Here is an 18,177-nt window from a genome sequence, read left to right as displayed (position 1 = left end):
CATGAACAACCTCACCGTGGATGCGTCATACCGGATTGAAAAAGATTTTCTCGGGGAAAAGGATATTCCTGCTGATGCTTACTATGGCATCCAAACCTTACGTGCAACCGAAAACTTCCCCATTACCGGCTATCGGCTTCATCCCTCTCTTATTCGGGCGATGGCGATGGTGAAAAAAGCGGCGGCGCTTGCGAATATGGAGACTGGTCGGCTCAATCCGCGATTGGGCCAAGCAATCGTGACAGCGGCTCAGGAAATTATCGATGGGAAGTGGCATGATCAATTTATTGTGGATCCGATCCAGGGTGGAGCGGGAACCTCCATCAATATGAACACCAATGAGGTAATTGCCAACCGTGGGCTGGAACTGTTGGGAGAACGAAAAGGGAATTATTTTCAATTAAGCCCCAATACCCATGTCAATATGGCGCAATCGACGAATGACGCCTTCCCAACTGGCATCCACCTCGCCACCCTCCATTTGTTGGAGCGATTGCTTGTTACGATGCAGGAGATGAGCAACGGGTTTAAGAAAAAAGCAAACGAGTTTGATCCGATTATTAAAATGGGGCGGACTCATCTGCAAGATGCGGTTCCCATCCGTCTGGGCCAGGAATTTGAAGCGTATCATCGGGTGTTGGAACGTGACATCAAGCGGGTGAAACAATCCCGTCAACATTTGTATGAGGTGAATATGGGGGCTACCGCCGTCGGCACCGGGCTAAACGCCGATCCGCGTTATATCGATAGGGTAGTCAAACACCTGTCAGAGATCAGCGGCTTTCCATTGGTAAGTGCCGATCATCTGGTGGATGCGACTCAGAATACGGATACGTATACCGAGGTTTCTGCTGCGCTCAAAGTTTGTATGATGAATATGTCCAAAATGGCCAACGATTTGCGCTTGATGGCTTCCGGTCCTCGTGCAGGGCTGGCTGAGATTTTGTTGCCTGCTCGTCAGCCCGGCTCTTCCATTATGCCTGGGAAAGTAAATCCCGTGATGGCAGAAGTAATCAACCAGGTCGCTTTTCAAGTGATCGGCAACGACCATACCATCTGTCTTGCTTCGGAAGCCGGACAACTGGAGTTAAATGTGATGGAGCCGGTTCTCGTCTTTAATTTGCTGCAATCCATCAGCATTATGGACCATGCATTTCGTGCGTTTACCGACTACTGTCTGTCTGGAATCGAGGCAAATCAAGCGAGGTTAAAGGAAAATGTGGAGAAGAGCGTCGGGGTGATTACAGCGGTCAACCCGCACATCGGCTACGAAGTTGCGGCCCGCATTGCCCGGGAAGCGATCGTGACAGGTGCTTCTGTTCGTGATTTGTGCTTAAAATACAATGTTTTGAGTAAAGAGGAACTCGATTTGATCTTAGATCCATACGAAATGACACACCCCGGCATTGCGGGGGAACGCTTATTGGAAAAGTGATTGGTATACCATTGGAATCCATCAGCTATCACTCGCTACTCGCTTTGAGTGCGGGTTTTTTGTGTCTGATGATTGCTCCTAAGAAGCCGTCAGGTTAACCGTGATAAACCCTTATCTGAATTTGATTCTTCGTGGTAAAATATACTCCTAGATCGGACGTTCCATCGATTGGTGGGACGGAATCGAACAACCATGGAAAGGAGGGCGCGTCTTGCATTTAAAACGGCTGGACATGGTGGGGTTTAAATCTTTCGCCAACCGAACGGAGCTGGAGTTTGTGCCGGGGGTGACGGCGGTGGTGGGACCCAACGGGAGCGGGAAGAGCAATGTCACCGACGGCATGCGTTGGGTGCTAGGGGAGCAGAGTGCAAAATCGCTGCGGGGTGCCTCCATGCAGGATGTGATTTTTTCTGGTAGCGATTCGCGCAAACCGGTGGGTTACTGTGAAGTTTCCATCACCTTTGACAATCAGGACCAGAAGCTTCACCTGGATTACGGGGAAGTGACGGTCACCCGTCGGGTGTACCGCTCCGGTGAGAGCGAATACTACATAAATAAACAAAGCTGCCGCTTAAAAGATATCACCGAACTGTTTATGGATACAGGCATTGGGAAAGAGGCCTATTCCATGATCGGTCAGGGGCGAATCGATGAGATTTTGTCTACTAAATCGGAGGATCGGCGGGCCATTTTTGAAGAAGCGGCGGGAATCGTTAAATACAAAAGCCGAAAAAAAGAAGCGGAAAAAAAGTTAGAAGCAACCGAGCAAAACCTGTCCCGGATTGAGGACTTGGTCAGCGAATTGGAAGATCAGGTGGAGCCGTTAGCGGAGCAGGCGGAAGTGGCTAAAAAGTATAAAGCGTTAAAGGAAGAGTTGACTCATACTGAGATCGGTTTGTATGTACATAAGATTGAGGATTTGCATCAACAATGGGAGCAAGCGCAAGGCGCTCTCCAGCAGTTAAAAGAGGAGCAGTCCCGTTTTATTACCGAGGTGAGCGGCGGTGAAGCGGAGCTGGAGAAACTGCGTTGGCAGATTCAGCAACAAGAGCAAGAAGTCGAAAAGTTGCAAGGAGAGCTGCTCCGGATCAGCGAGGAGCTGGAGAAGGCGGAAGGGCAGCGGGAGGTGTTGCAGGAACGGGCCAAAAACCGTGCGGGTGCGATTGCGCAAACACGGGAACGGTTGGAAGAGTTATCCCTGGAAGAATCGCGTCTCAAACAGGAACAGTTGCAGCAGCAGGAGCGGCTGTCGCAAAAGGATAAAGAATTACAAGATGTGCAAGCGCGGTTGTCGGCGGCGGAAGCCCGTCTGGCCGTCGGGGGAGACGGGGATGTTCAGGATTTGGATCACTTGCGGGAAGAATTGTCCCGTCTTTTGCATGAGCGTACCCGCCTCTCCAGTGAGGGCAGCCACATCGATGAGCGGCTGGCGCAATTGCGGGAGCAGCAGGAACGTCTACGCACCCAAATAGCGTTGGATGAACGAGCCGAAGCCGATCTCCTTACCCGCCAGCAGGAGTGGCGCCGTCAGACGGAAGAGGTGGAAAAGGCTCTCGCTACCTGTGGTGACCAGTATAAAGGTTGGGCTGGCAAGCGGCAAACGCAGGAAAAAGAGATCGCCAAAACGGCACAACAGCTGCGCCAAGCGGAGCAGCAAGTGGATACACTCCGCTCCCGCAGGGATATCGTCAAAGATATGGAAGCGGAGCATGCCGGCTTTTTTCAAGGGGTTAAGGAAATCTTAAAGGCCCGTGACCGAGGACAGCGGGAGCTGGCTGGTATCCACGGTGCTGTCGCGCAGCTGATTCAAGTGCCAGAAGCATATGAAGCGGCAGTGGAGACGGCGTTAGGCGGCGCGATGCAACACTTAGTCGTGGAAAATGAACAGGTGGGGCGTCATGGGATCCGTTTCCTCAAGGAGCGGCGTGCCGGACGGGCGACGTTTCTGCCGTTGGATGTGATCAAAGGAAGGAGCGTGCCGTCGCGGGACCGGGAACTGCTGGAGGGAACCGCAGGCTTTATCGGGGTAGCGGCGGAACTGGTGCAAAGTGAGGAGCGATACCGTGCGGTTCGGGATAATCTCTTGGGGCAGGTGTTAGTGGCGGAAGGGATGGAAGCTGCCAATACGATTGCCCGTCGCATGGGATATCGTTATCGCGTTGTCACCCTGGAAGGAGATGTGGTCAATCCCGGCGGCTCCATGTCAGGGGGGAGTCGACAAAAATCTAAGACCAATCTGTTGGGCCGCTCCCGGCAGGTGGAAGCGTTGGAACGGGAAATTCAAGAGGCGGAAGAAGCGTTGGAAACCGTTCGCACCCAACACCAGTCGTTGCGAGAAGAGGTTACCTCTATCGATGAACGGTTGGAGCGGTTACGCGAAGAAGGGGAACGCTTACGTCTACAGCAACAGGAGCTAAAAGGGGCCGAACGGGAGTGGACGGTGGAACACCGCACTTTTACCCAACAACGGGAAAAAAACCGGGTCGAATTGGCCAAGCTGGAAGAGGAGGAGCAAACCTTTTCCCAACAGAAGCAAGAGCGAGACAGCCGCATAAAAGCTCTGGATGAGGAAGAGACGCTTTTGCGGCGGCGGATTCACGCTTCTCAGGAGCAAATGGAGCAGCGGGCATCGGAAAAAGATGAGACCAATCGGGAGATCACCGACTGGAAAATTCGGGTGGCCCGTTTGCAACAGGAACGGGAGTATCTGGCGGTCGATTGTGAACGGTTAGGAAAAGAGCTGGCCCGGATCGGCAATCAGATGGCGGAATCCCAGGGAAAGTTGCAGGAACTGGAATCGGGAGCGACCGATCACGGGGAAGAGAGCCGCCAGCTAGAGGATCGTGCCGCTGAACTGCGGACGCAAAAAAACAATGCCCAGGATGCTTTATCTCAAGCGAAGCAAAGTCGGGATCAACTCCATCATCGCCGCGGGGAAGAGGAGCAGACCCTTAAGGAGAGGCAGAAACGGCTGCGTCAACAGGAAGAATCCCTCCATAAGCACGAAGTGCGGGTTAACCGCATGGATGTGGAGCTTAATCATTTATTGGAAAAATTGGCGGAAGAATACGAGATCGGCTTTGAGTTGGCGAAGGAACGTTACCCCCGCCCGGAAAATGCGAAACAAGCGGAACGAGAGGTACGTTCCCTTAAAGGGCAGATCGGTGCTCTGGGTGAGGTGAACCTGGGGGCAATCGATGAGCATCAGCGCCTCAGCACCCGCTTTGAATTTCTGCAGGGGCAGCGGGACGATCTGTTGGAAGCGAAAGAGACGCTGTTCGGAGTGATCCGCGAGATCGAAAGCGAGATGTCCAACCGTTTTGCCACTGCTTTTGAGGCGATCCGCATTGAGTTTCATGATGTATTTGCCAAGATGTTCGGCGGTGGTCGAGCGGATTTGCGCTTGACGGAACCGGACAATTTGCTGGAGACGGGGATTGAGATCACGGCACAGCCCCCGGGTAAAAAGCCGCAAAACCTGGGGCTTCTCTCCGGTGGGGAGCGGGCTTTGGCCGCAATTGCGCTTCTGTTTGCCGTGTTGCGCTATAAACCGGTTCCTTTTTGTGTGCTGGACGAAGTGGATGCAGCGCTGGATGAAGCCAATCTGTCCCGTTTTACCCGTTATTTGCGGGAGTTCTCGCAAAAGACGCAGTTTATCATCATCACTCACCGCAAACGCACAATGGAAGGGGCGGATGTGATGTATGGGGTAACGATGGAAGAGGCCGGTGTATCTAAGGTTGTCTCGGTGAAGCTGGAAGAGTTTGAAGGGTTGGAAGAGACTGCTTCCACCTGAAAGGAGGGGTAACGACGATGAGCTTTTTTAAGAAACTGAGAGAGAGTGTCTCCAAAACGACAGAAACGGTCACCCACAAATTTATGTCCGGGTTGAGCAAAACCAGCTCCTCGTTGGTCGGCGCGATGGATGCCGTATTCACCCGCAACAAGATCGATGAGGAATTGTATGAGGAATTGGAAGACATCCTGATCGGGGCAGATGTCGGAGTGGATACCACGATGGAGATTGTGGATCGTTTGCGCCAAGAAGTAAAAGAACGCCGCATAAAAGATCCGGCCGAATTAAAACCGCTAATGTCGGAGATTTTGGTTGAGCTTTTACAGGGCGACGATGGCGAAACCGTGGTAAATGTACAGGAAGGTGCGTTGACCATCTTTCTGTTTGTCGGTGTCAACGGCGTGGGGAAGACCACCACCATCGGCAAGTTGGCCCATCACTATAAACAACAGGGCAAAAAAGTGTTGCTGGCCGCCGGGGATACGTTTCGGGCGGGAGCGATTGAACAACTGGAAGTGTGGGGTGAACGGGTCGGGGTGGATGTGATTCGCCATCAAGCCGGCTCCGATCCCGCTGCGGTGATGTACGATGCCGTCCAGGCAGCTAAAGCGCGGGGGTGTGACATCCTGCTCTGTGATACAGCCGGACGCCTGCAAAACAAAGTGAATCTGATGGAAGAGCTAAAAAAGGTGCACCGGGTCATCGGTCGGGAGGTACCGGACGCTCCCCATGAATCATTGCTGGTGTTGGATGCCACCACCGGACAAAACGCGATGCAACAAGCGAAGATGTTTAATGATGCCACCAATCTGACGGGGATTGTTCTCACCAAAATGGATGGTACGGCCAAAGGTGGAATTGCTCTGGCCATCCGGCGAGAGTTGGAGGTGCCCGTCAAGTGGATTGGCCTCGGTGAGAAGATGGACGATTTACAACCCTTTGACGCCGAGCAGTTCGTCCATGCCCTGTTTGGAAAGGATATTGAAGCGGAAGTGGCCGAAGGGTGAGAACTTCCCGACCGTTAATGTCAACCAATCACATTTACCATGAAGCGGTGGGGAAAGGATGAGCGGGATGAAGGAAGCTACCATTGTCCACGGCATTCATGTAGGTTTACCCCAGAGCGTGGGTACGCTGGATGCTGCCGATCCGATGGATCGTCGCTGGACCAGCGCCATTTTTAAACAACCGGTTAAAGGATCCGTCTACTTAGAAGAAACCGGTTTGGTCGGAGACGGTGTGGCGGATCGAAAACACCACGGCGGACCGGATAAAGCGGTACTGGTTTACCCATCAACCCATTACCCGCGCTGGCGTGAAGAGTTGCAGCGGCCTGACATCGCGGTAGGTGCGTTTGGTGAAAACTTTTTGGTTGCCGGAATGACGGAAGAATCGGTCTGTATCGGGGATATCTTTCAGCTTGGTGATGCGACGGTACAGGTATCCCAACCCCGCCAACCGTGTTGGAAACCGGCGCGTCGCATTCGCGTGAAGGATTTGGCTGTGCGAATCCGTGAGACGGGACGAACCGGTTGGTATCTGCGGGTGTTGAAGACGGGACTGGTGGAAGCGGGGCAATCGTTGCGGCTGCTTGATCGCCCCTATCCACAATGGACGATCACCCGTTGCAATGATTTGATGTATGGTCATCACATGGATCCCCAAGCGATCACCGAGCTGGCCGCCTGTCCGTTGTTGGCTCCCGCTTGGGCGAAGGGTCTAAAGCGTTAACTCCATTTATGAGTGATTATAAGTGACTGGGCTTATCAAAAGAGGAGCCGGATTTTCCCCAGTGATCGACAATGAGGAAATCGACTCCTCTTTAACGTTCTTTTGACTATCAAGCGTTTTCCCTTGACACCTGCTGCTGGCTCCGGTATGATAATCAGAGTGTTAAGGGCGTTGCCTTGACGCCGATGTGAGGTGCTCTTGTGCTGGATAAAACGACCCATATCAACCTGTTGTACGACTTCTATGAACCGATACTGACGGAAAAGCAGCGTAAGGTGATGGAGCTGTATTATCACGAGGATTGGTCTTTGGGTGAGATTGCGGACCATCTCTCGATTTCGCGGCAAGCGGTATTTGAAACGATAAAACGTTCCCAGTCGGCGTTGGAAGAGTGGGAATCGATGTTACAGCTGGCGCAGAAGCATCAGCGACGCACACAACTGTTGCAGGCGATTCGACAGATGATTACCGATTCGTCTGTAGAAAAAGAAGTTACACACTTGTTGGATCAAATGGCGGAGTTGGATTAACTTCACACCGAGGATCATGGAAAGGGAGGCGACAGCATGGCGTTTGAAGGATTGTCCGAACGGCTGCAATCGGCCCTGGCCAAGTTGAAGGGCAGAGGGAAAGTGTCTGAGGCGGACGTGAAGTCCGCGATGCGGGAAGTGCGATTGGCCCTGTTGGAAGCGGACGTCAACTTCAAAGTGGTAAAAAACTTCGTCTCCCGGGTCAGTGAGCGGGCTGTCGGACAAGAAGTGCTACAAAGCCTTACCCCCGGCCAACAAGTGATCAAAGTGGTGAATGAAGAGCTAACGAAGTTGATGGGTGGCGAACAGAGCCGTCTGCAGCTCAATTCCAAACCTGCGGTAATCCTGATGGTGGGTTTACAGGGGGCGGGTAAAACGACTACCGCTGGCAAGTTGGCTCACCATCTACGCAAACAGCACAACAAGCGACCGCTGTTGGTGGCGGGAGATATTTATCGACCGGCGGCGATTCGGCAGCTGGAAGTATTGGGGAAACAGGTGGATTTGCCTGTCTTTTCCCTCGGTGACAAGGAAAGCCCTGTCAAAATCGCGGAAAAAGGGCTAGCCCACGCCAAGGAAAACCAGCACGATGTAGTGATCGTGGATACCGCCGGTCGTCTTCATATCGATGAGACAATGATGGATGAACTGCGGGGGATCAAAGAAAAGGTGCAACCCGATGAGATCCTGTTGGTGGTGGACGCGATGACAGGGCAAGATGCCGTCAATGTGGCTGAGAGCTTTAACCGGGAAATGGATTTAACCGGTGTTGTTTTAACCAAATTGGATGGAGATACCCGCGGCGGGGCTGCCCTTTCAGTTAAAGCGGTAACCGATTGCCCGGTAAAGTTTGCCGGGATGGGGGAAAAGGTGGACGCCTTGGAGCCTTTCCACCCGGAACGAATGGCTTCACGCATCTTGGGGATGGGGGATGTTCTCACCCTGATCGAAAAAGCCCAAGCTTCAGTGGATGAAGAAAAAGCGCGGGATCTGGAACGAAAGATGCGCACCCAGCAGTTTACCTTTGAAGATTTTTTGGATCAGCTGGAACAGGTGCGCAATATGGGGCCCCTAGATGATTTGTTGGGTATGATGCCCGGTATGGGACAAGTCAAAGGGATGAAAAATCTACAGGTGGATGAAAAGCACCTGACGAAGGCGGAAGCGATTATTCGCTCCATGACGCTGCAAGAGCGGCGGGAGCCCGAGGTGATCAACGCCAGTCGGCGTAAACGGATCGCTCTGGGCAGCGGTACATCGGTTCAGGATGTGAACCGTTTGATCAAGCAGTTTATGGATATGAAAAAAATGATGAAGCAATTTCAATCCATGTCCAAAGGGAAGAAAAGAGGCATGGGGAAATTTAAATTTCCGTTTATGCAGTGATGCCTTTGGTTTATCCTGTGGAGGAGGTGAAAGTGATATGGCAGTGAAGATTCGTCTCAAGCGGATGGGAGCGAAGAAAGCCCCTTTCTATCGTCTGGTAGTGGCGGATTCCCGCGCTCCTCGTGACGGCCGCTTCATTGAGGAAATCGGTTACTATAATCCCCTGACCCAACCGGCTCAGGTGAAAATCGATGAAGAGAAAGCCCTCAAATGGTTGGCCACCGGTGCACAGCCCTCTGATACAGTTAAAAACCTGTTTCGGAAAGAAGGCTTACTCAAAAAAGTACATGAAGCCAAGAACCAAAAGTAATCTCCCTGCTTGAGGGGATTCGGTTCAAGGGGGAAATCCCATGAAGGAATTGATCGAGGTGATCGCGAAGGCCCTGGTCGATCATCCAGAGCAGGTTCAGGTACGTGAGCGGCAGCAGGATAAGATGATTGTTTATCAACTCTCTGTCGCTCCAGAGGACATGGGGAAAGTGATCGGCAAACAAGGTCGGATCGCCAAAGCGCTTCGTACTGTGGTAGGGGCTGCTGCAGTTAAAAAAGAGGAGCGCGTCCACGTCGAGATCGTCTGACGAACTTGTGCACTGTCGTTCGTGATGAGGAAAGGAGGCCGTCTCATGACCCGGCCTAATTGGCTCGTCGTCGGCCATATCGCTGGTACCCACGGCATCCGGGGGGAGGTTCGCGTCATTTCGCGGACAGATTTTCCGGAAGTACGGTTTGCGCCGGGAGCTCGGCTCCTGCTGTCTCACGATAGCCGGGAAGGGATGCAATCGTTGACGGTGGAACGATCCCGCCCCCACAAAAAGGGGTATATCCTTCAATTCCGGGAGTGGACGGATATCAACCAAGCAGAACTTTATAAAGGAAGCACCTTGGTTGTTGATCCAGATGAAGCGGTGGACAGCGGTGACGAGGAGTTTTATTTTCATGAGATTTTAGGGTGTGAAGTTTTCACCACGGATGGAGAGCGGGTGGGAACGATCACCGATATCTTGCAGCCGGGTGCCAACGATGTCTGGGTGGTTCAACCCGGACCAGGCGAACGTGAGTGGCTGATTCCCTACATCGACGACGTGGTGCGTTCGGTGGATGTATCCGCTAAGCATGTGGTGATCCATTGGATGGAAGGGTTGGAGAATTTGAGGTGACATCACTGTGCGCTTTGATGTTTTGACGCTGTTTCCCGGAATGTTTGAGGGCTTTTTATCCTCCAGCATCATCAAACGAGCCATTGAACAAGGATTGGTTGAGGCATCGATCGTCAATTTCAGGGAGTATAGCACCGATAAACACCGGGTGGTTGACGATACTCCTTATGGCGGTGGCGGTGGCATGGTGCTAAAGCCGGAACCGTTGTTTCATGCGGTGGAAGCCCTGACGGAAGGGTTGAACAGCCGTCCTCTGGTCCTGATGATGAGTCCACAAGGGGTTCCCTTCACGCAGAAAAAGGCGGAAGAATTATCCCGTTTTCCTCGACTCATCCTGCTCTGTGGCCATTATGAGGGTTTTGATGAGCGTATTCGCCAACACTTGGTGGATGAGGAGATATCCATCGGGGATTATGTCCTCACCGGCGGCGAACTGCCTGCGATGGTGATGATGGACAGCTTGATCCGCTTAGTGCCCGGTGTGTTGGGCAATGCGGGATCGGCAGAGGAGGATTCGTTTTCAACCGGTCTCCTGGAATATCCTCAATATACCCGACCTGCCGATTTTCGGGGATGGAAGGTGCCTGACGTGCTCCTATCCGGCCACCATGCGGCGATTGAGCGCTGGCGTCGACAACAATCGTTGCAGCGGACATTCAAGCGCCGTCCCGATCTGCTAGAAGACGCCCCCTTGACCGATGAGGAACGTAACTGGTTAAAACAGCGAAAATCCGACTGATGACCGAAACCGGATATAGGCAAGGCGCATGATTGTGTTACCGGTTTCGGTATGGTAAAATGGGGCTTGTTCTCAAGCTGAGAAAATTCCTAAACCAATCATAAAAACTCCTGTGAAAGGAGGGGAACGAGATGAACCAAGTCGTACGTGAATTGGGTGAAGGCCAATTGCGGAAAGATGTCCCTCAGTTTCGTGCCGGTGATACGGTTCGTGTGCACGTTAAGGTTGTCGAGGGACAACGGGAACGGATTCAGGTATTTGAAGGCGTGGTGATCCAACGGCGCGGAGGTGGGATCTCCGAAACCTTCACGGTTCGTAAGATCTCCTATGGTGTGGGTGTGGAACGGACATTCCCGTTGCACTCGCCGCGGATTGACAAGATTGAGGTGATGCGTCGCGGGAAAGTGCGTCGCGCCAAACTCTTCTATCTCCGCAACCTGCGCGGTAAAGCCGCTCGTATCAAGGAGATTCACTAATCGTGGAAAAGGGCTTGGCGACAAGCCCTTTTCGAGTTTCTGTCGATATTTCGTATAGGGAAAGAGTAGAGGCCGGGTTTGTTCCGATTTTTACATCGGGCTCCGACCTTTCTTTTATCTAAACTGACAAACACTAGAAGTTCATTTAGTCATTTATTCATCGCATAGCCAGAAAAGTTTAATCTACGTGTCTGCTGACAGAGGGCGTATCCGGTTACGCACCTCTTTGGCCCTATATCTTTAATGGGTGTGATCGCGACAGTCAGGAGGAGCTTCATGAGTGAGTTCATCCCCCGTTCAACCAGACATAACCGGGAAAGCAACGAAGCTTGGGAATGGGTGCAAGCCTTGGCCATTGCCGTGATTTTAGCTTTGGTCATTCGTACGTTCATCTTTTCCCCTTTTAGCGTGTCTGGCCCCTCCATGCTCTCCACCCTGCACAATGGTGATCTGGTGATCGTGAATAAGGTAATTTATCATTTTCACGATCCAAAACCAGGTGAAGTGATTGTCTTTCATGCATCGGAAAACAAGGATTACATCAAACGCGTCATCGCCATGCCCGGCCAAACCGTTAGTGCCCAAAACAATGTGGTCCGTGTGGACGGTGAAAGCATTGATGAGCCTTACATAGATAATGGAAACCGGACAGCGGATTTTGGACCGGTTGAAGTGCCCCCAGGTCATATTTTCGTCATGGGAGACAATCGGATGAATTCCAGCGACAGTCGGGACAGTAGTTTAGGTACCGTGCCTTTAGATCAAGTGGTTGGAAGGGCGGATGTGATTTTCTGGCCGCTTGAAGATTTTTCCCTATTGTGGTGATCGGAAGGGATCAATATGACGATTCAATGGTTTCCCGGACATATGGCCAAAGCCCGTCGACAGGTGGAAGAAAAACTAAAACAGGTGGATCTCGTTTTGGAACTGTTAGACGCCCGTTTGCCTCTGTCCAGTCGTAATCCTTTAATTGATGAAGTGATAAAGGGGAAGCCCCGGGTGATTCTGTTGACCAAAAGTGATTTAGCAGATCCTGAGGTGACCCAGCGTTGGAGTGAAGCATTTCGCCGTGACGGTATTAAAGTGCTTCCCATCGATATTCTCAGCGGCAGCGGCATCAAGCGGATTCATACCATCAGTCGTGAATTGATGAAAGAAAAACTGGCCGCACAGATGAAAAAGGGGATTCAACGACAACGCATACGGGCGATGGTGCTAGGGGTGCCCAATGTGGGAAAATCGGCCTTGATCAATCGCTTATCCGGTCGCAGTATTGCAAAGACCGGCGACCGCCCCGGCGTCACCCGTACCCAACAATGGATTAAGGTTGGGGATGGGCTGGAGTTGCTGGATACCCCTGGCATCCTGTGGCCCAAGTTTGAAGATCGTGTAGTCGGTTTACGGTTGGCTGCCAGCGGAGCGATCAAGGAAGAGATTCTGCCGATTGAGGAGATTGGGCTATATCTCTTATCCTATCTGGGCCACCGCTATCCCCATGTGTTAAACGATCGTTATCGTGTGGAGAACGCTACTGCTGACGGTTTAACTCTGTTGGAAGAAGTGGGGCGTCGCCGCGGATGTATGCGTCGAGGCGGCGAGATTGACTTAGGAAAAGCGGCAGAAATCGTCTTGCGGGATTTTCGTTCCGGCCGTTTGGGACGGATTACGCTGGAACTTCCCGATGAGGGGGGGAGTGAGGAGAGTGAAGGCGGCGGGGACGATTCGGGAAATTGAAGCACGCTTAAAACATGGAGGGTTGCCTGCTGAAGAAATTGAACAACTGCTGCTGGATTCGCGGGCGGGGGTCCGTCGGTTGGCACTGACCTACCAACGCCGAGAGGAACGCCGACGACAGGAAGAGCGCCGGATTGAGGAAATGTGGCAGTTTGAGCGTACATACCGTCAACGCGGTTGTCGTCTGATAGCCGGATTGGACGAAGCGGGGCGTGGCCCCTTGGCCGGTCCGGTTGTGGCGGCAGCGGTGATTTTGCCGGAGGATTTTGATGCTACCGGTTTAAACGATTCCAAAAAGCTGACGGAACAGGAACGGCTGACATTGCGACAGCGAATTGACCGCGATGCGGTGGCGGTGGCGGTCGGAGTGGCGGATCATCGCTATATCGATGAATACAACATCCTGCAAGCCACCTTTGAAGCGATGCGAAGGGCGATTGCGGGGTTGACGGTGGTCCCGGATCAGCTTTTACTGGATGCGGTTCAAATCCCCGGTGTCACGATTCCACAGGAGGCGATTGTAAAAGGAGACGGTTTAAGCCATTCGATTGCAGCTGCCTCCATTGTCGCCAAAACAGAGCGGGATGCGTGGATGGCAAGGGAAAGCATACGCTACCCAAACTATGGATTTGAGCAAAATATGGGATATGGCACACCCGATCATCTGGTAGCACTGGAGCGCTGGGGTCCGACTCCAATCCACCGTAAAAGTTTTGCTCCGGTGAGGGAACGGATTCAGGCGAAGTCAGGAGGAGGAAGGTGATTCGATGAGCGATCGCCGCCGGGAGACGGGGCGCATCGGAGAGGCTGTCGCCGTTCGCCGTTTGCGAAGGGAAGGGTGGCAGATAATCGAGACCAACTGGCGAACCCGTCTGGGTGAACTGGACATTATTGCTCGGGATGGCGACGGGACGTTGGTGGTGGTGGAAGTACGCACCACCCGCAGTCGCCGTTTCGGGTATGGTTTTCAATCGGTTGATTTCAGAAAACAGAATCAAGTCCGCAAATTGGTGCTCCAATATGCCCAAGCTCGCGGTTGGGAAAATGAATCGATGAGGATCGACGTGATCTCCATTTTATTATCACCGCAAGATGAGCCGGAAAGGATCGATCACTTGCGCGGGGCATTTTAAAATGAGAAAAAAGAAAAAGTAAAGCCCTTCGTTACAATGTCGGATGGAAGGGCTTTTTGATATTGTGTCAGGGCGGTGACGGTTTAAACTGCCTCCATATGGGTATTTAACAGTTCCTGATATAGCTCGTCCCCACCGATATGGACACGCAGGGAAATTTCGTCGTGCCCTTGTTCCTGCCATTGGTACAGCTGTTGAAATACAAGATAGATACATTTTTTTACTTCGATATGGGGATACAGCTTGATATCAACAAATTGGCTGTATAGCTGTGGTTCTTCCACACGGTGGCTGACCACTTTCATGGCGGCAAAGGTATTTTCCAGACCGCGAAGTAAGTAAGTCAACCAAGGGCACGCTTCGGCTCCGTTTTCGTCCAAAAAGTGTATCGTAAATCCCATCATTGGATAGCGATGAACGTCTTTTGGCGTATATTGGGCATTTTTTTGATTGGTTGCATCGTAGAGAAAGAACTCCAGATGGAATTGATGAGGATGAGATGATTCTGATTCTCTTTTTCGTTGAAGCTGCTGCTGTAGACGAAGCTCGTCGTTTTCTTTGCGCAGGCGTTCGATTTCGATGTACAGCCGTTCCCGATCATCCGAATGAACTGGCTCCGATGTTGTCGTATCAAACGCCTTCTTAATTTTTGAAAACATGGAGATCCTCCCTCCTTAAGAACCTGTCTATTCTATTATAAACAATGAGTCCACCAGGAAAAAAGATACCGTCTTTCAAGCTTGTTGATTATTGATATTTGGATGGTGCAAATGTTAAAAACCTGACAACGGGCCTCCTACAGGGTACAATAGGAAAATAAAGCAGGGATGATCGTCGGTTTAGCGGAGGAACGAGTATGAAATGGAGAAAAAAGCCGATGCGATTGCAAACAGCGATTGCGTTGTTGGCATGCGTGGTGGTGCTTCTGGCACTAACGGTGACCGGGGTTTTAATCGGAAAGGAAGTGGCTGCCAAGACGGAAGCAGACTTGGCGAATGAGGCGCAAGCCACTTCACGTATCGTCGCCCAATCACCGACGGTGATTGAAGCGATGACGGGGAAGAGAGACGAAGCTGAAATCCAAACCTTGGCCGAAAATGTTCGGGAGGCAACCTGTGTACAATACATCGTTGTAATGGATATGAACGGGATTCGTAAATCACACCCGGATGAAGAAAAGATCGGCAAACGGTTTGTGGGCAAAGATGAGAAGGATGTTTTACAAGGGAAGGAATATTTATCCGTGGCGGAGGGGACCTTGGGTACCGCCATGCGAGCATTTGTCCCGATCCGCGATGAGGATGGAAAGCAAGTGGGCGCGGTAGCAGTGGGAATTTTGATGAATCATATCCGTGAAGCGGTCATAGAAAGCACTTTTATCATTTATACCGGAATTGGGGTTGGGCTGTTAACTGGTCTGTTTGGGGCATTGTTGCTAGCCCGGAAAATCAAGCGAGTGTTGTTTGGGCTAGAGCCTTATGAAATCGCCGGTTTGTTAGAGGAGCGGACGGCTATGTTGGAATCCGTGCGCGAGGGAATTCTGGCCGTCAATCGGGACGGAAATATTATTATGGCCAATGCGGAAGCGAGTCGGATCTTTCGTCGTGCCGGTATTGTGGAGGAGCCGATCGGCAAGGCAGTGGAAGATTTTCTGCCCCGCTCGCGACTGCGCCGCGTACTGGAAAGTCAACATGCGGAATACGATCAGGAGTTGGAACTAAACGGGCTGGTGCTCGTTGCCAACCGCATCCCGGTGGCTGTGGAAGGGCAAGTGGTGGGAGCGGTGGCAACCTTTCGTGATAAAACGGAGTTGAAGCAGTTGGCGGAGCAATTGACTGGGGTTAAACTATATGCCGATGCTCTGCGTGCCAAAACCCATGAGTTTATGAATCAGTTGCATGTCATTTTAGGAATGGCTCATATGGGAAAACAGGATGAACTTGCATCCTATATCCGTCGGATTACCAACAATCAGCAAATGGAGATCGGAACCGTTTCTCGGTTGGTTCAAAATCCGATTCTAGCCGGTTTTTTGTTGAGTAAGTGGAGCATCGCGCGGGAACGGGGCGTGCAATTGGAGATCACCGGAGTTCACCCCTTGCCGCGACTGGAAGAGCCGGAAATGGTTCATGAACTGGTGACGATATTGGGAAACCTAATTGAAAACAGCTTTGAAGCGGTAGAGGGATCAGAGAGCAAAACGAAGAAATTACAAGTTTTTTTGGGATATGATGGAGAAAAATTGACACTTTCTGTAGAAGATAATGGAGTAGGGATACTGAAGGATCAACAAGAGGCGATTTTTAATAAAGGATATTCGAGCAAAGGCGACGATCGCGGGTACGGATTGCATCTGGTTCGTGCAAGTGTGGAACGGCTGGGAGGGAACCTAGCTGTAACCTCTGATGAAGGAATGACGCGGTTTTCCGTGGAGTTGCCGTATTGTGAAATGGGTGAGAAACCATGATCCAAGTTCTGATCGTGGAAGACGATCCGATGGTGGCAGAGATTAATCGACGCTATTTGGAATCAATCGATGGCTTTGCATGCGCAGGTGTGGTATCTGGCGTCTCCGAAGCATCCGCTTTTTTGGAGAAGCATGTGGTGCATTTGGTATTATTGGATATCTTTATGCCGGGTAAAAACGGGTTGACGTTGTTATCAGAGATCCGAAATCAAGAGAGAGGAGTAGATGTGATTGTCATCTCTGCTGCCAGTGATATTGCCAGTATCAAGACGGCACTTCGCTTAGGTGCGGTAGATTATCTGATCAAGCCCTTTGAATTTGATCGCTTGTTGGCGGCGTTAAAGGCATACCAACGGGAACATCAACTCCTCAGCGAGCAAGCGGAACTGACACAGGAGAAGCTGGATGAACTCCTTTTACACCCCTCCGATAAACCGGCGGCGATGCGTGAACTCCCCAAGGGTTTGACAAAAGAAACCCTCCAGCGGGTGGTTAAAGCGATTCCGCTCATGGGTGATAGCTATTTCTCCACGGAAGAGCTAGCCGATCGTGTTGGAATCTCCCGTGTATCCATGCGGAAATACTTAAAGTTTCTCACTGAAATCGGATATTTATCGCTGGAGCTTCATTACCGTCCGGCAGGTCGTCCTGCCCATCTGTATCGGTTGGAACGCACTAAGACCGATAAATTGGACCCCTATCTGGAAAATGCCGACTAAAACTGTATATCGGGTTTGTACAAGCCCCTCATCCTTACCGTACTGTGATGGGCTAGCAATTTCGGGTGAAATAACCGCTTGGAAAGGAGGGGCGACAGGAGAAGAGATGGTTGCTCGAAGCATCCTCACATGGGATATACACAACCCCAATGTTTATGATGGTCCATCTCCTGTCGGCAATTTCCATGAATTATAACCAGATACATGACTTTCATCTCACCCCATTACAGATGAAAGAGATTCAGTCGACGCTAAAAAGAAAAATCACGCTACGACCCTATCAGGGAAATCTTCAGGTGGTTGCCGGTGTCGATGTAGCTTATCAGGGAACACAGGGTGTGGCGGTTATTGTAGTGATGGATTATCCATCGAAGGAAATTTTGGAGACGGTCTGTTACGAGGAGAAGGTGGCGACCGATTATATCCCAGGATTACTCGCATTTCGAGAACTGCCGTTGATTCTCAAGGCTTGGGAGCAGTTGACAATAAGTCCCGATCTCGTTTTTTTCGATGGAAATGGTATCCTCCATCCCCGACAAATGGGGATTGCCACCCATGCTTCTTTTTTTATCGATCGTCCTACGATCGGGGTGGCAAAATCCCATTTTATCGGGAGCTATGATTCACCGGCGCAACGGCAAGGCAGCTACTCCCCCATTATCGATCAGGGCGAAACCATCGGTGCCGTATTGCGAACTCAAACCGCCGTCAAACCGGTCTATGTTTCCATTGGAAACCGAGTAACGCTTCAACAGGCGATCGATTTTACGATGCAATTGGTCGGCACGGAAAGCAGAGTGCCGGAGATCATCCGCCAAGCAGACATTCGTACCCGACAATTTTGGCGGGAAAAAGGATGAGCGTGCTCTTTTGC

Annotated in this window: 19 protein-coding genes; 18 read left to right on the top strand and 1 reads right to left on the bottom strand. The window is 51.5% G+C overall.

What is annotated here, in order from left to right; translation table 11 throughout:
* The first annotated feature begins 1 nt into the window (after window position 1).
* The 15 genes from aspA to C8J48_RS08155 all read left to right on the top strand — a co-directional run bounded on the left by aspA (window position 2) and on the right by C8J48_RS08155 (window position 14,117).
* A complete protein-coding gene (gene aspA, locus C8J48_RS08225) occupies window positions 2-1,435 on the top strand; it encodes an aspartate ammonia-lyase (RefSeq protein WP_107725815.1) in 1,434 nt (477 codons plus the stop codon).
* Between the two features lie 211 nt (window positions 1,436-1,646).
* Window positions 1,647-5,231: a chromosome segregation protein SMC gene (smc, locus tag C8J48_RS08220; RefSeq protein WP_107725814.1), complete on the top strand. Its 3,585-nt coding sequence runs from the start codon at window positions 1,647-1,649 to the stop codon at window positions 5,229-5,231.
* 17 nt (window positions 5,232-5,248) lie between these two features.
* Entirely contained in the window at window positions 5,249-6,238 is a 990-nt protein-coding gene (gene ftsY / locus C8J48_RS08215; RefSeq protein WP_107725813.1) for a signal recognition particle-docking protein FtsY, read from the top strand.
* A gap of 58 nt (window positions 6,239-6,296) precedes the next feature.
* Window positions 6,297-6,962, top strand: coding sequence for an MOSC domain-containing protein (locus C8J48_RS08210; protein ID WP_211316610.1), 666 nt, complete (start codon window positions 6,297-6,299; stop codon window positions 6,960-6,962).
* 200 nt (window positions 6,963-7,162) lie between these two features.
* On the top strand, window positions 7,163-7,492 hold the full coding sequence (locus C8J48_RS08205; RefSeq protein WP_107725811.1) for a putative DNA-binding protein: 330 nt from the start codon (window positions 7,163-7,165) through the stop codon (window positions 7,490-7,492).
* Window positions 7,493-7,528: 36 nt separating this feature from the next.
* Window positions 7,529-8,878, top strand: coding sequence for a signal recognition particle protein (gene ffh / locus C8J48_RS08200; RefSeq protein ID WP_107725810.1), 1,350 nt, complete (start codon window positions 7,529-7,531; stop codon window positions 8,876-8,878).
* 37 nt (window positions 8,879-8,915) lie between these two features.
* Entirely contained in the window at window positions 8,916-9,188 is a 273-nt protein-coding gene (rpsP, locus tag C8J48_RS08195; RefSeq protein ID WP_107725809.1) for a 30S ribosomal protein S16, read from the top strand.
* 40 nt (window positions 9,189-9,228) lie between these two features.
* The gene (locus C8J48_RS08190) at window positions 9,229-9,456 is read left to right on the top strand and encodes a KH domain-containing protein (protein ID WP_107725808.1); all 228 of its coding nucleotides are present in this window, start codon (window positions 9,229-9,231) and stop codon (window positions 9,454-9,456) included.
* A 45-nt stretch (window positions 9,457-9,501) separates the two neighbouring features.
* On the top strand, window positions 9,502-10,035 hold the full coding sequence (gene rimM / locus C8J48_RS08185; protein ID WP_107725807.1) for a ribosome maturation factor RimM: 534 nt from the start codon (window positions 9,502-9,504) through the stop codon (window positions 10,033-10,035).
* A 7-nt stretch (window positions 10,036-10,042) separates the two neighbouring features.
* Complete coding sequence (trmD, locus tag C8J48_RS08180; protein WP_107725806.1) at window positions 10,043-10,774, top strand: tRNA (guanosine(37)-N1)-methyltransferase TrmD; 732 nt, start codon at window positions 10,043-10,045, stop codon at window positions 10,772-10,774.
* A gap of 131 nt (window positions 10,775-10,905) precedes the next feature.
* Window positions 10,906-11,250, top strand: a complete 345-nt coding sequence (rplS, locus tag C8J48_RS08175) for a 50S ribosomal protein L19 (protein WP_107725805.1) — start codon at window positions 10,906-10,908, stop codon at window positions 11,248-11,250.
* Window positions 11,251-11,526: 276 nt separating this feature from the next.
* A complete protein-coding gene (gene lepB, locus C8J48_RS08170; RefSeq protein ID WP_107725804.1) occupies window positions 11,527-12,075 on the top strand; it encodes a signal peptidase I in 549 nt (182 codons plus the stop codon).
* A 15-nt stretch (window positions 12,076-12,090) separates the two neighbouring features.
* Window positions 12,091-12,984: a ribosome biogenesis GTPase YlqF gene (gene ylqF / locus C8J48_RS08165; protein WP_107725803.1), complete on the top strand. Its 894-nt coding sequence runs from the start codon at window positions 12,091-12,093 to the stop codon at window positions 12,982-12,984.
* On the top strand, window positions 12,953-13,747 hold the full coding sequence (locus C8J48_RS08160; protein WP_211316609.1) for a ribonuclease HII: 795 nt from the start codon (window positions 12,953-12,955) through the stop codon (window positions 13,745-13,747). Before ylqF ends, C8J48_RS08160 begins: the two co-directional genes overlap by 32 nt.
* A gap of 4 nt (window positions 13,748-13,751) precedes the next feature.
* The gene (locus C8J48_RS08155) at window positions 13,752-14,117 is read left to right on the top strand and encodes a YraN family protein (RefSeq protein ID WP_107725801.1); all 366 of its coding nucleotides are present in this window, start codon (window positions 13,752-13,754) and stop codon (window positions 14,115-14,117) included.
* A gap of 83 nt (window positions 14,118-14,200) precedes the next feature.
* On the opposite strand, the gene C8J48_RS08150 is transcribed toward C8J48_RS08155, so the two are convergent.
* On the bottom strand, window positions 14,201-14,776 hold the full coding sequence (locus tag C8J48_RS08150) for a hypothetical protein (protein ID WP_107725800.1): 576 nt from the start codon (window positions 14,774-14,776) through the stop codon (window positions 14,201-14,203).
* Between the two features lie 197 nt (window positions 14,777-14,973).
* Between C8J48_RS08150 and dcuS the strand changes: the two genes are divergently transcribed.
* The 3 genes from dcuS to C8J48_RS08135 all read left to right on the top strand — a co-directional run bounded on the left by dcuS (window position 14,974) and on the right by C8J48_RS08135 (window position 18,163).
* Window positions 14,974-16,584 (top strand): DcuS/MalK family sensor histidine kinase, encoded by a 1,611-nt coding sequence (gene dcuS, locus C8J48_RS08145; RefSeq protein WP_107725799.1) that lies wholly within the window; start codon window positions 14,974-14,976, stop codon window positions 16,582-16,584.
* On the top strand, window positions 16,581-17,303 hold the full coding sequence (locus C8J48_RS08140; RefSeq protein ID WP_107725798.1) for a response regulator: 723 nt from the start codon (window positions 16,581-16,583) through the stop codon (window positions 17,301-17,303). The genes dcuS and C8J48_RS08140 overlap by 4 nt, the downstream gene beginning before the upstream one ends.
* Window positions 17,304-17,413: 110 nt before the next feature.
* A complete protein-coding gene (locus C8J48_RS08135) occupies window positions 17,414-18,163 on the top strand; it encodes an endonuclease V (RefSeq protein WP_107725797.1) in 750 nt (249 codons plus the stop codon).
* Window positions 18,164-18,177: the final 14 nt, after the last annotated feature.

The organism is Desmospora activa DSM 45169 (assembly GCF_003046315.1).
GTDB classification, from domain to species: Bacteria; Bacillota; Bacilli; order Thermoactinomycetales; family DSM-45169; genus Desmospora; species Desmospora activa.
This window is presented reverse-complemented; position numbering and strand designations above follow the sequence as displayed.

Coding starts and splice junctions, on each gene's coding strand:
- aspA (WP_107725815.1), top strand. CDS start 2: ATGAACAACCTCACCGTGGATGCGTCATACCGGATTGAAAAAGATTTT.
- ftsY (WP_107725813.1), top strand. CDS start 5,249: ATGAGCTTTTTTAAGAAACTGAGAGAGAGTGTCTCCAAAACGACAGAA.
- C8J48_RS08210 (WP_211316610.1), top strand. CDS start 6,297: ATGAGCGGGATGAAGGAAGCTACCATTGTCCACGGCATTCATGTAGGT.
- ffh (WP_107725810.1), top strand. CDS start 7,529: ATGGCGTTTGAAGGATTGTCCGAACGGCTGCAATCGGCCCTGGCCAAG.
- rpsP (WP_107725809.1), top strand. CDS start 8,916: ATGGCAGTGAAGATTCGTCTCAAGCGGATGGGAGCGAAGAAAGCCCCT.
- C8J48_RS08190 (WP_107725808.1), top strand. CDS start 9,229: ATGAAGGAATTGATCGAGGTGATCGCGAAGGCCCTGGTCGATCATCCA.
- rimM (WP_107725807.1), top strand. CDS start 9,502: ATGACCCGGCCTAATTGGCTCGTCGTCGGCCATATCGCTGGTACCCAC.
- rplS (WP_107725805.1), top strand. CDS start 10,906: ATGAACCAAGTCGTACGTGAATTGGGTGAAGGCCAATTGCGGAAAGAT.
- lepB (WP_107725804.1), top strand. CDS start 11,527: ATGAGTGAGTTCATCCCCCGTTCAACCAGACATAACCGGGAAAGCAAC.
- ylqF (WP_107725803.1), top strand. CDS start 12,091: ATGACGATTCAATGGTTTCCCGGACATATGGCCAAAGCCCGTCGACAG.
- C8J48_RS08155 (WP_107725801.1), top strand. CDS start 13,752: ATGAGCGATCGCCGCCGGGAGACGGGGCGCATCGGAGAGGCTGTCGCC.
- C8J48_RS08150 (WP_107725800.1), bottom strand. CDS start 14,776: ATGTTTTCAAAAATTAAGAAGGCGTTTGATACGACAACATCGGAGCCA.
- dcuS (WP_107725799.1), top strand. CDS start 14,974: ATGAAATGGAGAAAAAAGCCGATGCGATTGCAAACAGCGATTGCGTTG.
- C8J48_RS08140 (WP_107725798.1), top strand. CDS start 16,581: ATGATCCAAGTTCTGATCGTGGAAGACGATCCGATGGTGGCAGAGATT.